Source organism: Brevundimonas sp. C43, from assembly GCF_030732185.1.
GTDB classification, from domain to species: Bacteria; Pseudomonadota; Alphaproteobacteria; order Caulobacterales; family Caulobacteraceae; genus Brevundimonas; species Brevundimonas diminuta_C.
In genome coordinates, this window is the sequence record NZ_CP132231.1 from 220,373 (window position 1) to 234,034 (window position 13,662).

Consider the following 13,662-nt stretch of genomic DNA (forward strand, 5'->3'; position numbering starts at 1 on the left):
TTCAGCATTATAGCAAAGCCTGAGCGGATTGCTGATTTTTCGTTGATGGTCAGGGCAGCTCTCGACTGTCCTGACGCACCGTTTGTCGTTTTCGCGACCCCGATCGGGAGTGCTCAAGACGGGCATTACGAACGCGCCCACGTCCTCCCGCTTTGACAGCTGCCGGCAGCTGATTAGGCGATGCGACGGGCACTTTACAGCTTGGGAAAGTAAAATGTCCCGCCGCATGGGGTGGCGCATCTGGCCGGGCCACCACCCCCGCAGGCCGGCTCCGAAGATTAAATCCAACTAAGCGCCGCAAGTTCCTGTGAGCGGAAAGCGACAAAGCCTCCGCCCACAAAGGACGGCGGCCAGATCACGCAACACATGGAAACAGTCTTCGCAAACGGTATCGCAGCACAAATCGCCGAACGTAGATTCTCGTTCGGCTGAATCTGCCGCGTCGGTTCAAGGTGGTGGCCCGGCGCCCTCTGAGAGGGTGGGGATTCACCGAGCCGCCGTGTTCCAACGAAGGGGAACGCCTTCCTGTAGGGCGACAAGGGAGGGCTGACCCGTTAATTTGAGTTCATGCGGCGGGCCGAGGGCCAGTAGACGAAAAGGCCGCCGTCCCTGAGGACAGCGGCCTAATGCTGTTTCCAGCTGGATCACCTGGGAACGACCCGACTCTACAATCGCAGAAAGGCGTGTCAGGTTCCAACTAGGAGGATTGAAGCCATGGCAACACGGAAGACCCTCATCAAATCACGCGCAGGCGTCCGCCTTCAACACATTGAGCAACTGGCCCGGCAACAGGTCGTGCAGTCGTCTTGGAGGGTCTCGACGATACGCCACAACCAGCCGCGCATCTTTGCTGACCAAACCGAAGCCGAGGATGCTTTCGACGTGGAGGTGATTGCCTCGCTGACCGATCCCATCGTCATCGATATGCAGCGGCGCGGTCTGCTTGAGGAGTTCGAATAATCGGCTACGTCTGCGCGACGTGTTCTACGCGCCCGCGCGCAGAAAAAAGCCCGCCATCATTTCTGGCGGCGGGCTGATGCGACGTATGGATACTATCGGTCAGTTGAAGGGACGGCCCGACCGGCTGCATCCCCAACGTTATCGGCGGCATTGCCGACGCTTTCGGCCGCGCTTGCGACAGCGTTCGATTCGACCGCTTCACTGTTGCTCATGTTGAGCAGGAAATAGCCGATTACGATCACCGCCAGGACGCCGACGATCAGAGCGACGATGGCGCCTGAACCGCCGCCTCGGCGGGTTTCGACGGCAGCACCGTTGGTGGTCGTAGTCCGTTCGACTGTGCCGTCGGTGCGACGCACTTCGTGTTCTGTAGCCATGATGTGAATCCTCCCTATAGATCCGATTGAACAGGCTTATGCCCGATCGGTTCCGTCGGACCTGATCAAGCTTAGCGCTTGCGTCCTCTCTCTCTAACTCGATAGATCGGGCGCACTCAGTAGGGAGTGGTCGATGCAACGCAAATCTATCGAAGAGTTGTGCGAGTTGGCGAGTTGCGGTGGCAGCATCACAATCTATGCCGACACGCGTTCTGCTGACGAACTTATCCAGCTCGCGAGCGCGCTACGCCATGGGGCAAAGCTCACACTGAATGGCACAGCGATGCGGCCGAATGAGGAGCTATGTCGGATCGCCAAAGCGTCGCCGGGCAACGTCACCTTCACGGGCTAGAGGGTTCGCGGGAACATCAGAGCTGACGTCGCTGCTCTTTCAGCTTCAGCCACTCGTCGATCAGCCGTCGTTCGGCTATCAGCGTGTCGACGGCGAGGGCGCGAGCCGCGTCGCAGCTGACCACCTGGGCGCCGCGCTGCATATAGGTCGCGTCGAGATCAGCGGCCGTCGGATGATCCGGCAGCACAGCCAACGCGCAGGGCCGGGTCGCCGCATCAGGGAGCGCCAGGCGCGGCGGGGCAACCGGCCGGGGCGATGTCGCACAGGCGGCGGTCATGATCGCGAAGGCGAGCGGCGCGATCGGCCGCAAGAGGATCGGTCGCATCAGGGGCGCTCCGGGCTTGGGTGATGGATTGGGCGGTGGCGGCTTCGACGCGAACGCGGATGTCGCCATAGGCTTCGGTTCGGCGGACCTGATCGGCGTTGCCTTCGGCTTCCAGGCCCCGCGCTGAGGCGTCGCTTTGCGCCCGATCGGCTCGCGCCTCCGCTCGGTCCAGACGCGCCTCGGCCGACCAGGGCAGCCAGGCCCAGAGATTGTTCCAGCCCCAGGCGATCAGGGCGATGGCCATCAGCAAGGCGATGCCAGCGATCAGCCACCCCAGCGGCGTAAGGGTACGCATGTTCATCGGACGAGCTCGTAGTGCGGACGATCAATGAATCCCTTCCAGTCGCCGCCCCACTGGATCTTGACGCCCAGCTCAGCCGCCGCCGCCTTCATCGCCTTGGCGATGGCCTCATGCTTCGGGAACTTCACCGGCCCCTCGTAATCGACCGGGTAGGGCGTCAGGTCCACGGCGTGGCCGTAGCCGTCAGCGTGCTTGAAGTGGTTGGAGGTCAGCGTCTTCGTAACGATCTTGCCGGGCTTTGTGCGGCCCTGGGCGTAGAGTTCGCGCTGACGCTCCGGAGTGCGGACGCCTTCGGTGACGATGAAGTCCTGAGCGGTGATTTCGATCGCGCGCTTCACGACGCGGACGACGTCGGGATGCACACCGGCGAGCTGACTGCCCAATGGGCGATTGAGCAGGTCCTGGACGCCAACGAGGACGCTTATGGCGAGGATGGCTACGAGGGGCCGTCGAAGAATGCGGATCCGAACGCAGAGCAGGCCTTCGACGCCTTGCTGAAGTCGATCGATCACACAGCACCCGACGCCGTCGAACAGGTGAACACCGCGATCAGAGACTTTGTCGTGAATAATCAGGCGATCTTTGCGCCGTACCTGTTCGGAGACACGCGGAACGTCGAGTTCGTGCCCCTGGCGAAGTCGGAGGCCGCCGCATGACGCCGATGATCCCATCCAACCGTGACCTAGCGTTCGACGGCAACCTGACCCAGGCGCGCTACGAACTGCACAAGGCGATCGACCGGGGCGGCGAGGCCGAACAGGCCGCCTGGACCCGGAACTGGGGCGAGGCCGCACTTGCCCGGTCAGAGGACGCGAATGGCGGCGAAGGCAGCTGGTCGTTCTTCGGTCCCAGCAGCCGCCTGATCGACGCCGCTGAGGAGGCCCAGACGATCGCAGACGGTTTGGCCGACATCCTTGTTCGACAGAACCCCGACTTGGAAATGGCCCGCCAGCGCTCCGTTGCTCTCCAAAAGCTGATCGTCACTATCAACACCAAGCTTGAGGCGTCCGAGTCGTGAAAGTCTTGGTCCAGCAACCCGCGCTGCAACGCGCAACCGCCCGCGTCGTCAGCGCCGTCGAACGCCGCCAAACCATCCCGATCCTCTCCAACGTCCTGCTGCGGGCCGCCGGCGATCGCCTGTCGATCACCGCAACGGATCTGGACATCGAGGTCGTCGAGAAGCTGCCGGCCGAGATCGTTCAGGAGGGCGAGTTTACGGTCAGCGCCGCCACCCTGGCCGAGATCGCGCGGAACGCCCCGCCCGGCGCCGAACTGGCGATTGAGTGGGCCAGCCACGACGACCCGCGCGCGACGGTCAAGTTCGGCCGCTCCCGCTATCAGCTGCCGGTCCTGCCCGCCGGCGACTTCCCTGTTCGCGGCGACCTCACCGAGGCCGTCTCGCTGACGCTGGATGCGGCCGTGCTTCACCGGCTTCTCGACCGGGTGCACTTCGCCCAGAGCACGGACGAGACCCGCTATTACCTGAACGGCGTCCACCTCTGCATGGTGTCGGACGAAGGCGAGCGCGTGTTGCGCACCGTCGCCACCGACGGCCACCGCATGGTCCGCGACCAGACTCCTTGCGGAGACACCGAACGGATGCCTTCGGTCACAATCCCCCGCAAGGCCGCCAACGAGATGCGCCGGATCCTCGCCGACCTGAAGGACACGGTCACGCTGGAGGTCGCCAGCACAGGCCTCGCACTTCACACCGGCACCGGCCGCCTGATCACCAAGGCCCTCGACGGGTCATACCCCGACTATGAGCGGATCACCCCTCGCCAGTGGGATCGCGAGATCACCATCGACCGCGCCCTGCTGAAGGAGGCGATCAAGCGTGTGTCACTGATCAGCGGCGAGAAATCGCGCTCGGTGAAGATGACGATCGCCGACGAGGTGCTGACGCTGACCGTCCGCAACATGGAGGCCGGCGTCGCGGCCGAGGAGATCGAGGTCAGGGGCGAGGGGCCGTCGTTCGAGACCGGCTTCAACGCCAAATACCTGCTCGACCTGCTGGACCAGACCGACGCCGATCAGATGCTGTTCCGGGTCACCGACCCCGGCAGCCCGGCCCGCCTCGACCCCGGTCCCGGCGCCAAGAACGCCGACGGCTTGGTCAACATCGTCATGCCCGTCCGCGTCTGACCTCAGAGCCTGAAAGGCGATCCCCATGAAGAACAAGCTGTCCCATCTCAACGACCACCTGTTCGCCCAGCTGGAGCGGCTCGGTGAAGAGGGCCTGACGCTCGAGCAGATCGAGGCCGAGGCCAAGCGCGCGGACGCCATCGTCGATTTGTCCGATCAGATCCTTCGCACCGCCGACATGCACCTGAAGGCGGCGACGCTGATCGCCAACCATGGTGAGCGCTTCCACGACAAGCTGCCGATGATTGCGGGGCCGGCCAGCCAATGAAGGGCCGTGCGATCACGTACACCGCCGAGGAACTGAACTGGATCGCCGAACGGCGGACCTGGTCCCGCGACGCCCTGCACCGGGCATTCGTGGGCCAGTTCGGCCGCACGGACGTGTCGCGCATCAACCTAAACTCCCTCTGCAAGCGGAAGGGGTGGATGACGGGCCGAACCGGATGCTTCGCAAAGGGGCAGACGCCGGCGAACAAGGGCAAGCCCTGCGCCGAAGGCCGGGGCGGACGTCACCCGAACGCGCGCCGGACGCAGTTCGCGAAGGGAGACCGACCCCACACTTGGCGCGGCGCGGGTCACGAGCGGATCGACGCCAAGGATGGCTATGTCATCCTGATCGTGGATGAGCCGAACCCCTGGACGGGAGCCGCGACGCGACCCGTCCATAAGCATCGCTGGCTTTGGGAGAAGGCTCACGGCCCGATCCCTAAAGGCAAGTGCCTGAAGTGCCTGGACGGCGACAAGACCAACACGGACCCGTCGAACTGGACGCTGATCGATCGCGGCGTTCTCCCGCACCTGAATGGCGGGCGGCACAAGAAGCGTCTCGCCTTCGATGAGGCCGCGCCCGAGCTGAAGCCCGTCCTGATGACGGCGGCGAAGCTGAAGCATGCCGTTCATCAGCGCCGGAAAAGTCGGACGGAAGGGTCATCGACATGAGCGAACGCGAACGCATCGCCGCACGGATCCGTGCGCTCCGAGCCAAGACGGTCGAAAACGGCTGCACCGAGGCCGAGGCCATGGCGGCGGCCGAGAAGCTCGCCCAGCTGCTGGCCGACTACAACATGACGATGGACGAGGCCGACCTCCGCGCCTCGCCCTTCGGCGATCATGTGCATGACGCCGCCGGCACCGTCGGGCTGAAGCTTTGGAAGCCCGCGAGCGCGATCGCCAAGCTGACCCACACCCGGTACTGGACGGGCGGCCGCGCCGCGCCGACCCGGATCACCTTCGTCGGATTGACGCACGAGGTCGAGATCGCCGCTTATCTGCTGGCGATCTGCGAGCGCGCGATGCGAACGGAATCGGCCGCGATCATGCACGCTGTCCGCCGCCTGCCGCACATCAAACAGGCGGCCCGCGTGATGCCCTTCCTGGACGGAATGGCCGATCGGCTCGCCACAAGGATCCTCGCAATGATCCCGCCTCAGGCACCGGGCACGGGCCTCGTCGTTCTGCGCAATGCCCTGATCACCGAAGAACTCGCCAGGCGCGGCGTCGAGATCGAGACAGGATCCGCGCGCCGCCCGATGAACTGGGGCGCTTACCGCGACGGCCAACGTGCCGGCGACGGCGTCGCCCTCAATCCCGGCGTCGCCACAAGCTCGGCAGCGAGGGCGCTGCGATGACAAACCCGGTTCGCTCAGCCGTCGCCGGCGTGGAATTCTTCGAACTCGCGGATGTCGTCGAACAACTTTTCCAAGTCGCCTCGCCGCTGGCGACAGACCTCCAATGTGGTCTGAACATCGGCACTCATGCTCTCGCCGAAAGCGGGAAGCCATCCGTGAGGATGCTTGTTGGCGAGATCCACCTGCCGTTGCAGGACCGCGACGAGCGACCCGAGCAACCCAGCAAAGGCCGAGAAAATCAGCATCGCGCGACCAGAGTCGAGTTCCGATATCCGGAAGTCGAGGAGCAGCTGACGAGTGTATGCGATGTCGCGGACGACCGCTTCACCGTCGGCCACGGTTGGGTTGTCCGACAGGATGCGGGCGCTGGAGACAAGGCGCTCTACGGCCAAATTGGCGTAGGCGATAGCGACCGAACGAACGCTCTCCACGCGTCGCCTCTCTGCGCTTGCGGTCGCCACAATTCGGGCGGCGTCTTCGTCAGCTCTAAGACTGCGGGCATGGTGCGCTTGCCTCTCCGCAATGGCCCATGTGCCCACAATAGCCGCGACGGAGAAGATCGCTTGCACCCAAGCTGCGAGGCCGTTGTGCCTATCGGCGAAGGAAATGACGGCGGGCAGCGAGAGCAGCCAGATCGCCAGTATCACCACGGCCGCGCCGCCAGCGCCGGCCAATGCCGGTCGAACATAGTTCTTCATGACGGTGAAACTGACACGGCGGAGGCTGCGTGACCATGGGAGCGGCCGCATGACCAGCCGCGTCGCCTTCACCGCAGCGGATATCAAACGCGCCATGGGCGTGATGGAGAAGTGCGGCCATCAGGTCGCGGCCGTTGACTTCCCCAAGGAAGGCGGGTTTCGATTGGTGTTGGGCGACCGGATGGATGTCGCCGCAGCAAAGGCGAGCGGGCGGAACGAGTGGGATGACGTTCTGCCCCAATGAACGGCATGGCGACGATCGACCTGGCCTATGTCCAGCGGTTCAAGGACCGCCATGGACGGATCCGCCATTACTATCGGCGCAAGGGCTATGCCACCGTCGGCTTGCCGGGCGATCCCGGCTCGGCCGAGTTCATGGCGGCCTATGCCGTCGCGCACGGTCGCGCGCCGAAGGCTGATCCTGCGACGAAGGTCCAGCCACGTTCGATCAACCACCTGATGGTCGAATACTACCGCTCGGCCGACTTCCTCGATCTCGAACCTCAGACCCAGAAAACCTATCGTCAGATCCTGGATCGCTTCCGAGCGGGGGCTTGGGGCGGCCGATCGGCCGTCTCGATCGAGCCGCAGCACCTCAACGGCATCTTCCATCAGATGGCCGATCGGCCCGGCGCCCAGCGCAATCTGCGCAAGCGCCTGATGAAGGCCTTCGCCGTCGCCGTCGAACTGGGCTGGCGCAAGGACAATCCTGTGCGTGAGACCAAGGCCCGCAAGCGCAAGTCCAAGGGCTTCATTCCGTGGTCTGAAGCCGAGATCGAGACGTTTGAAGCGAAGTGGGGGGAGGGCACGCGCGAACGGCTCGCTCTATACCTCCTGCTTTATACCGGCGTGCGTCGATCGGATGTCGTCGGCATGGGCCAGCAGCACGTCAAGAATGGCCGCATCGCTGTCACCCAAGACAAGACGGACGTCCCGATCTGGATCCCGGTGCACCCGCGCCTGAAAGCCGAGATCGCCCGCCATGGCGCCGGCATGACCTTCATCCTGACCCAATACGGCAGACCCTTCTCGCCGGCCGGCTTCACCAGCTGGTTCGTGGAGCGCGCGACGCTCGCGGGCGTGCCGGGCCGCACGCCCCACGGCCTGCGCAAGGCGGCGGGCCGCCGGCTGGCCGAGGCCGGCGCAACGACCAAGGAAATCGCCGCCGTCCTGGGCCACACCAGCCTCGACGAGGTCGAGACCTACACGCGCTCGGCGGACCAGGCGAAGCTGGCGGACACGGCGATCGCCAAGCTGGAAAAGGCCGAAAAGAGAACGGCCAGTGTCAAACCCTGAGTGTCAAACCATCTAAACCCGTTGTTTTCGTTATCGAAAACATAGGGGGTGGTAGGCCCGGAGGGACTCGAACCCCCAACCAGACCGTTATGAGCGGTCGGCTCTAACCATTGAGCTACAGGCCCCCAAGGCGCGTCTCGGCGGTGACGTTCGCCTAGCAGGCGCGAGCGCGGCTTGCCAAGCGGGGGGCGGTCAAGAAGACAGCCTTTCGGCGATTTCACGAAGATGAACGGAAACTGCCAGCGGGGTGCGGGCGTTGGTTCAGGCGAAAACGGCCAAGGTCGTTGCAACGGATCGGCGAACGCGCCGGTCCCGGATCGCTTACGGAGAACACCGCATGACCCGCACCCTGGCCGCCGCCCCCCTGGAGACCCTGTCGTTGAAGACCGTCGCCCTGGGCGGCGCCGTCGCAGCCGCCGCCTTCCTGGCCGCCGCCACGCCGCGCGCCATGGCTCAGACTGCCGAACCCATGGGAGCCATGCACATGATGCAGCCCGCGCCGTCGCTGAACCTGTCGGCATACGGTGAGGTCAAGGCCGCGCCGGACATGGCCACCATCACCTTCGGCGTTCAGACTGAGGCCGCCACGGCTCAGCAAGCCATGCGCGACAATGCTGCGCAGATGACGCGCGTCGTCGCCGCCCTGCGCCGCGCGGGCATCGCCGAACGCGACATCCAGACCTCGGGTCTGAACCTGTCGGCGCAATACGACTACGTCCAGAACGAGCCGCCCAAGCTGCGCGGCTATCAGGCGGTCAACCGCGTGACGGTGGTCATCAACGACCTGAGCAAGGTCGGCACGACGGCCGACGCCGTGGTCGCCGCCGGCGTCAACCAGATCGACGGCATCAGCTTCGGCCTGAAGGATCCGACCGCCGCCGAAAACCAGGCGCGCCAGTTGGCCGTGCGCAACCTGCAGGCCAAGGCCCAGCTGTACGCCCAGTCGCTGAACGTCCAGCTGTCGGGCATCCGCAACCTGACTGAGGGCGGCGGCTATACGCCCGCACCGCCGCTGATGTTCGCCGCCCGCGCCGTATCTATGGACCGGGCCGAGAGCACCCCGGTTTCCGCCGGCGAATTGACGGTGCGGATCGATATTACGGGCGTCTACGATATCGCCCACTGATCGCATCGGCCGGATAAAGAAAGGGCCCGCCGTCGCCGGCGGGCCTTTTTGCATTTCGAGAAGCGACGCGCCTCAGCCGGCGGTCTTGATCGCGTTGGCGTCGTCCAGCAGGACGACGTTCGGATTCCACTGGCGGGCCTCTTCCTGCGGCAGCTGGCCGTAGGTGACCACGATCACCTTGTCGTTCTTCTGCACCAGGCGGGCGGCGGCGCCATTGACGCCGATGACCTTGGAGCCGCGCGGCGCCTCGATCGCATAGGTGGTGAAGCGCGCGCCATTGGTGATGTTCAGTACATCGACCTGTTCGTGCGGATAGATGCCGGCGGCGTCCAGCAGGTCCATGTCGATGGCGATCGATCCCTCGTAATCGAGATCGGCCTGGGTCACCGTGGCGCGGTGCAGCTTGGACTTCATCAGGGTGACCAGCATCGTGCGGTCTCCAGCAAGAAAAACGCGGGGCGCAGGCCCTCGCTCACAGGCGGCTCATATAGGGATTTCCGGCCCCGGCATCAATCCGCACGCTGCGCCGCAGCAATCGGGTGCGGCTGCGAATGCCAGGTCGACCGACGGATTGCACGCACGTCATTTGACGACGGCCCGCGTCCCCCTATGCTGGCGACGCCATTTCCGGCCTGCGAGCGCGCGTTTTCTCTCCGATGAAGCAATTCTTCCTGACGGTCCTTGGTGTCTTCACCGGGCTGATCCTGTTCGTCGTCGTCATTCCCGTGGTGCTGCTGACGGTCGCCGTCGCCTCGTCGTCCAAGCCGACGACGCCGGCGACCACCGTGCTGGAGCTGGACCTGCGCGGCGGCGTCAGCGACCAGCCGTCGTCCAATCCGTTCGCGGCCTTCGGCAGTTCCGGCCTGGCCCTGACGGACGTGGTCGATGGCCTGCATCAGGCCCAGAGCGACAACAGCGTCAAGGCCTTGCTGATCCGCCTGCCGGAAAGCGGCATGACGCCCGCCACCGCCGATGAACTGCGCCAGGCCATCCATCGCTTCCGCAACTCGGGCAAGCCGGTCATCGCCCACAGCCAGGGCTTCGCCCCGTCGGGCGCGGTGATGTCCACCTATATGGTCGGGGCCTCGGCGTCGGAGCTGTGGATGCAGAACACCGCCGGCTTCCAGGCCACGGGTTTCTCGGCCGACAACCTGTTCCTGGGGCGCGCCTTCCAGAAATACGGCGTCAAACCCGAGTTCGAACAGCGCTACGAATACAAGAACGCCGTCAATGAATACACCCAGAGCGACTACACCGGCCCGCACCGCGAGGCGATGACGGCCTGGATGACGTCGATCTACGACACCGCCCTGGCCAACGCGGCCAAGGACCGCAAGACGACGGCCCCTGCGCTGAAGACGGTGATCGAGGCCGGCCCCTATTCGGCGGAACAGGCGCTCAGCAACCGGCTGATCGACAAGGTGGGTCAGGTCGAAGAGGCCGAGATCGCCATCAAGACCCGCGCCGGCAAGGGCGCCGAGATCGTCGAGTTCGGCAAATACGCCAGCCAGAAGGGCGAGCGCACGGGGTCGGGCAAGAACGCCATCGCCATCGTGGGCGGGGAGGGGGCCATCGTCACCGGGCGCGGCGGCGGCGCCAGCTTCGGCGGCGGCTCGTCCGTCCATTCCGACGACACGGCCGAGGCCATCTACGACGCGATCGAGGACAAGAGCGTCAAGGCGATCGTCTTCCGCGTCTCTTCGCCCGGCGGTTCGCCCGAGGCGTCCGAGCAGATCCTGGCCGCCGTGCGCGCGGCGCGGGCGGCGGGCAAGCCGGTGGTGGTGTCCATGGGCGCCTACGCCGCCTCGGGCGGATACTGGATCAGTTCCGAGGCCGACTGGATCGTGGCCCAGCCCACGACCCTGACCGGCTCGATCGGCGTGTTCGGCGGCAAGTTCGTGCTGGCCGATGCGCTGGGGCGGTTCGGCGTCGACATGCGTGAGCTGACGGTGGGCGGGGACTACGCCGACGCCTTCTCGCCGACGCAGGAGTTCACCCCCCAGCAGCGCGCGGCCTTCGCCGGCTCGATGGACCGGATCTACGATGACTTCATCGCCCGCGTGGCGAGGGGCCGCAAACTGTCCCCGGACCGGGTGCGCGAAATCGCCAAGGGCCGCGTCTGGACCGGCGCCCAGGCCCTGCCGCTGGGCCTCGTCGACCAACTGGGCGGCGTGACCGAAGCAGTGAACAAGGCCCGCCAACTGGCCAAGATCCCCGACAATGAGCCCGTCCGCTTCAAGCATTTCCCCAAGCAGCAGTCGCCGTTCGAGGCCCTGTCGGAAATGTTCGGTGTCCAGACCGAGGCCGCCAAGGCCCTGGTCATGCTGGGCGGCGTCATGGCCGATCCCCAGGCCCAGGCCGTGATGCGCCGGATCGACAGCGACCGCATGCGCAGCGAGGGCGCGGTGGTTCTGGCCGACCAGCCGATCTTTTGACGGAGTGCGGCGCACGCGACCGTGCGTCGCGGTCCATTGACCGCAGGCCCCGATGGACCGACATTGCGCGTCAGGCGTTCCCCGGATCGCCTGAAAGGATGATCCATGTTCCAGCCTGAACGTCTCGCCGCCATCGGCCATGCCGCCCGCCGCCGTCCCAACGGCCTGGTGGCGTCCGTCATGTGGGTCGCCGGCATGATCGCCGCCGTCTGCGCCATGGCGGTCGGCGCCGTCCTCGCCGTCTTCACCGCTGCGGCCGTGGCGGTAATCGCCCTGTTCGCCGGGGTTCTGGTCTTTCTGGTCGGCCTGGTCATGCGCACCCGCCGCAACATCCCGCCGCGTCGCCGCAACAGCGATCCCGACCTGATCGAGGCGCACAAGGTGGACGGCGCCTGGGTCGCCTATGGCTGGGAGCGCAACGGCCGCTGAGCCGACGCCGCCCATGACGTCCTACATCGACGCGCCTTCGCCCAACTTCGACGCGCGCCGTGCGCCCCCGGACATGCTGGTGCTGCACTACACCGGCATGCAGACCGGCGAGGCCGCTCTGGCCCGCCTGCGCGACCCGGAGGTCAAGGTTTCGGCCCATTATCTGGTCGAAGAGGACGGCCGCGTCTTTCAACTGGTCCCCGAGGAACGCCGCGCTTGGCACGCCGGCCGCGGCGTCTGGCAGGGCGAGGACGACTGCAACGCCGCCTCCATCGGCATCGAGATCGTCAATCCGGGCCATGAGTTCGGCTACCGCGCCTTCCCCGAAGCGCAGATCGCGGCCGTCATCGCCCTGATCTCCGACATTCGCAGTCGCTGGACCATCGCCGACAACCGCATCATCGCCCATTCCGACCTGGCGCCGGATCGCAAGGAAGACCCGGGCGAGCTCTTCCCCTGGAAACGTCTGGCCGAGGCCGGGCACGGCCTGTGGTTCGAACCGGCGGCCGAACGCGTGCAGGCCCTGGGCGGCCTGTTGCAGAAGGGCGATCAGGGCATCGGCCCGATGGTGCTCAGCGCTGGCCTGCATCGGTTGGGCTACGGCTTGAAAGCCAGCGGCGATTACGACGCCGCCGTGGAAACCGCCGTCCGAGCCTTCCAGCGTCATTGGCGCCCGGCCCGCGTCGACGGCGTCGCCGACGGCGAAACCCGCGCCCGCCTAGTCGGCCTGCTCCAGCTCGCCAGCGCCGAGAGCGTCACGGGCGTATTGAATTGACGTTCGCGCCGCTAACGCGCATCTAGCGCGCGCCAGACGGCTGGGCGGTCGCGGCGGACTTCGCGTCCGTCGAGGAAAGTCCGGGCTCCACGGTGAAAAGGCGGCGGATAACTTCCGCCCGGGGTGACCCGAGGGATAGCGCCACAGAAAGCAAACCTCCGGCCTTGCGAGGCCGGTAAGGGTGAAAGGGTGGGGTAAGAGCCCACCGCGGACCTGGCAACAGGGACGGCATGGCAAGCCCCGCCTGGAGCAAGACCAAATAGGGACATCGCGCGGGCTCGCTCGCGGGGCTCACCGCCTCAGATGTCCGGGTAGGTCGCGAGAACCGATCAGCAATGGTCGGTCCAGAGGAATGATCGTCGCCGTTCTCAAGAACGGAACAAAACCCGGCTTACAGGCCGTCTGGCAAAATTTTCTTGGCCTACCGCGCTTCGCGCTGCTTGGCGCCGGCTTTTTTCTTGGGCCTATCGGCCTTTGGCCTACTTGAGGCCTGTAGTGTTGGGCGTTGGAACCCTCCCTAAGCGCATCGCGTAATCCGAACTCGGATTATCCCCGCATTTCAGTGTTCTGGCAGCGTTCCCGCCCCTTGGCGGCCGTTAACCTATTGTCTGACAATGGAAGGTTAGAACGCCTCACAGCCTGTGAATACTTCGTTTGTTCCGCGTATGTTCCAGCTGTTCGAGCGTGCTTAAGTCGTCACACGTCAAAACATGGTTAAATCTTGGCTTCGATCCCATTGAGGCCCATTTCATCCCATGCTATCCCAGCTTCATGATTTGGGGCTGAGAGGCGGGCGCGGCGGGCGTTCGTCAGGG

The 13,662-nt window shown here is 65.4% G+C and carries 20 protein-coding genes, 1 tRNA gene and 1 other RNA gene; 15 read left to right on the forward strand and 7 right to left on the reverse strand.

Annotated elements, in window-relative coordinates:
* Positions 1-714: 714 nt before the first annotated feature.
* The gene (locus tag Q9R14_RS01155) at positions 715-960 is read left to right on the forward strand and encodes a hypothetical protein (RefSeq protein ID WP_039248404.1); all 246 of its coding nucleotides are present in this window, start codon (positions 715-717) and stop codon (positions 958-960) included.
* A 92-nt stretch (positions 961-1,052) separates the two neighbouring features.
* On the opposite strand, the gene Q9R14_RS01160 is transcribed toward Q9R14_RS01155, so the two are convergent.
* Complete coding sequence (locus tag Q9R14_RS01160; RefSeq protein WP_039248406.1) at positions 1,053-1,337, reverse strand: hypothetical protein; 285 nt, start codon at positions 1,335-1,337, stop codon at positions 1,053-1,055.
* 133 nt (positions 1,338-1,470) lie between these two features.
* Here Q9R14_RS01160 and Q9R14_RS01165 point away from each other — a divergent pair, with 133 nt between their 5' ends.
* Complete coding sequence (locus Q9R14_RS01165) at positions 1,471-1,689, forward strand: hypothetical protein (RefSeq protein WP_306003177.1); 219 nt, start codon at positions 1,471-1,473, stop codon at positions 1,687-1,689.
* Between the two features lie 16 nt (positions 1,690-1,705).
* Here the strand turns inward: Q9R14_RS01165 and Q9R14_RS01170 are convergent, their stop codons facing one another.
* Genes Q9R14_RS01170 through Q9R14_RS01180 form a run of 3 tightly spaced genes read right to left on the reverse strand, consistent with a single transcriptional unit; the run spans position 1,706 to position 2,653 of the window.
* The gene (locus Q9R14_RS01170) at positions 1,706-1,876 is read right to left on the reverse strand and encodes a hypothetical protein (protein WP_306003178.1); all 171 of its coding nucleotides are present in this window, start codon (positions 1,874-1,876) and stop codon (positions 1,706-1,708) included.
* A 28-nt stretch (positions 1,877-1,904) separates the two neighbouring features.
* On the reverse strand, positions 1,905-2,315 hold the full coding sequence (locus Q9R14_RS01175) for a hypothetical protein (protein ID WP_039248409.1): 411 nt from the start codon (positions 2,313-2,315) through the stop codon (positions 1,905-1,907).
* On the reverse strand, positions 2,312-2,653 hold the full coding sequence (locus tag Q9R14_RS01180) for a M15 family metallopeptidase (RefSeq protein WP_306003179.1): 342 nt from the start codon (positions 2,651-2,653) through the stop codon (positions 2,312-2,314). Before Q9R14_RS01180 ends, Q9R14_RS01175 begins: the two co-directional genes overlap by 4 nt.
* 18 nt (positions 2,654-2,671) lie before the next feature.
* Here Q9R14_RS01180 and Q9R14_RS01185 point away from each other — a divergent pair, with 18 nt between their 5' ends.
* From Q9R14_RS01185 to Q9R14_RS01210, 6 genes are read left to right on the forward strand one after another with little or no spacing between them, the layout of a single operon-like run.
* Entirely contained in the window at positions 2,672-2,971 is a 300-nt protein-coding gene (locus Q9R14_RS01185) for a hypothetical protein (RefSeq protein ID WP_306003180.1), read from the forward strand.
* Positions 2,968-3,333 (forward strand): hypothetical protein, encoded by a 366-nt coding sequence (locus Q9R14_RS01190; protein ID WP_306003181.1) that lies wholly within the window; start codon positions 2,968-2,970, stop codon positions 3,331-3,333. Before Q9R14_RS01185 ends, Q9R14_RS01190 begins: the two co-directional genes overlap by 4 nt.
* Complete coding sequence (gene dnaN, locus Q9R14_RS01195) at positions 3,330-4,460, forward strand: DNA polymerase III subunit beta (RefSeq protein WP_306003182.1); 1,131 nt, start codon at positions 3,330-3,332, stop codon at positions 4,458-4,460. Before Q9R14_RS01190 ends, dnaN begins: the two co-directional genes overlap by 4 nt.
* 25 nt (positions 4,461-4,485) lie before the next feature.
* Positions 4,486-4,728 carry a hypothetical protein gene (locus Q9R14_RS01200; protein ID WP_306003183.1) on the forward strand — a complete coding sequence of 81 codons (243 nt, stop codon included), beginning with the start codon at positions 4,486-4,488 and terminating at the stop codon, positions 4,726-4,728.
* Positions 4,725-5,399: an HNH endonuclease gene (locus Q9R14_RS01205; protein WP_306003184.1), complete on the forward strand. Its 675-nt coding sequence runs from the start codon at positions 4,725-4,727 to the stop codon at positions 5,397-5,399. Before Q9R14_RS01200 ends, Q9R14_RS01205 begins: the two co-directional genes overlap by 4 nt.
* On the forward strand, positions 5,396-6,088 hold the full coding sequence (locus Q9R14_RS01210; RefSeq protein WP_306003185.1) for a DUF2786 domain-containing protein: 693 nt from the start codon (positions 5,396-5,398) through the stop codon (positions 6,086-6,088). The genes Q9R14_RS01205 and Q9R14_RS01210 overlap by 4 nt, the downstream gene beginning before the upstream one ends.
* A 14-nt stretch (positions 6,089-6,102) precedes the next feature.
* Here Q9R14_RS01210 and Q9R14_RS01215 read toward each other — a convergent pair whose 3' ends face one another.
* Positions 6,103-6,786: a hypothetical protein gene (locus Q9R14_RS01215; RefSeq protein WP_306003186.1), complete on the reverse strand. Its 684-nt coding sequence runs from the start codon at positions 6,784-6,786 to the stop codon at positions 6,103-6,105.
* Positions 6,787-6,835: 49 nt separating this feature from the next.
* On the opposite strand from Q9R14_RS01215, the gene Q9R14_RS01220 reads away from it, so the two are divergent.
* Positions 6,836-7,030: a hypothetical protein gene (locus Q9R14_RS01220; protein WP_165117885.1), complete on the forward strand. Its 195-nt coding sequence runs from the start codon at positions 6,836-6,838 to the stop codon at positions 7,028-7,030.
* Positions 7,031-7,035: 5 nt separating this feature from the next.
* Entirely contained in the window at positions 7,036-8,082 is a 1,047-nt protein-coding gene (locus tag Q9R14_RS01225) for a tyrosine-type recombinase/integrase (protein WP_039247059.1), read from the forward strand.
* A 49-nt stretch (positions 8,083-8,131) separates the two neighbouring features.
* Here the strand turns inward: Q9R14_RS01225 and Q9R14_RS01230 are convergent.
* A tRNA-Ile gene (locus Q9R14_RS01230) sits at positions 8,132-8,207 on the reverse strand.
* A gap of 212 nt (positions 8,208-8,419) precedes the next feature.
* On the opposite strand from Q9R14_RS01230, the gene Q9R14_RS01235 reads away from it, so the two are divergent.
* Entirely contained in the window at positions 8,420-9,208 is a 789-nt protein-coding gene (locus Q9R14_RS01235) for an SIMPL domain-containing protein (protein WP_306003187.1), read from the forward strand.
* 72 nt (positions 9,209-9,280) lie between these two features.
* Here Q9R14_RS01235 and panD read toward each other — a convergent pair whose 3' ends face one another.
* Complete coding sequence (gene panD, locus Q9R14_RS01240) at positions 9,281-9,637, reverse strand: aspartate 1-decarboxylase (protein ID WP_039246844.1); 357 nt, start codon at positions 9,635-9,637, stop codon at positions 9,281-9,283.
* Between the two features lie 227 nt (positions 9,638-9,864).
* Here panD and sppA point away from each other — a divergent pair, with 227 nt between their 5' ends.
* The 4 genes from sppA (at position 9,865) to rnpB (ending at position 13,257) form a co-directional block, all read left to right on the forward strand.
* The gene (gene sppA / locus Q9R14_RS01245; protein ID WP_306003188.1) at positions 9,865-11,643 is read left to right on the forward strand and encodes a signal peptide peptidase SppA; all 1,779 of its coding nucleotides are present in this window, start codon (positions 9,865-9,867) and stop codon (positions 11,641-11,643) included.
* 105 nt (positions 11,644-11,748) lie between these two features.
* Complete coding sequence (locus Q9R14_RS01250; RefSeq protein ID WP_306003189.1) at positions 11,749-12,072, forward strand: hypothetical protein; 324 nt, start codon at positions 11,749-11,751, stop codon at positions 12,070-12,072.
* A gap of 13 nt (positions 12,073-12,085) precedes the next feature.
* The gene (locus Q9R14_RS01255) at positions 12,086-12,847 is read left to right on the forward strand and encodes an N-acetylmuramoyl-L-alanine amidase (protein ID WP_306003190.1); all 762 of its coding nucleotides are present in this window, start codon (positions 12,086-12,088) and stop codon (positions 12,845-12,847) included.
* Positions 12,848-12,879: 32 nt separating this feature from the next.
* Positions 12,880-13,257, forward strand: an RNA gene (rnpB, locus tag Q9R14_RS01260) — RNase P RNA component class A.
* The last annotated feature ends 405 nt before the right edge of the window (positions 13,258-13,662 follow it).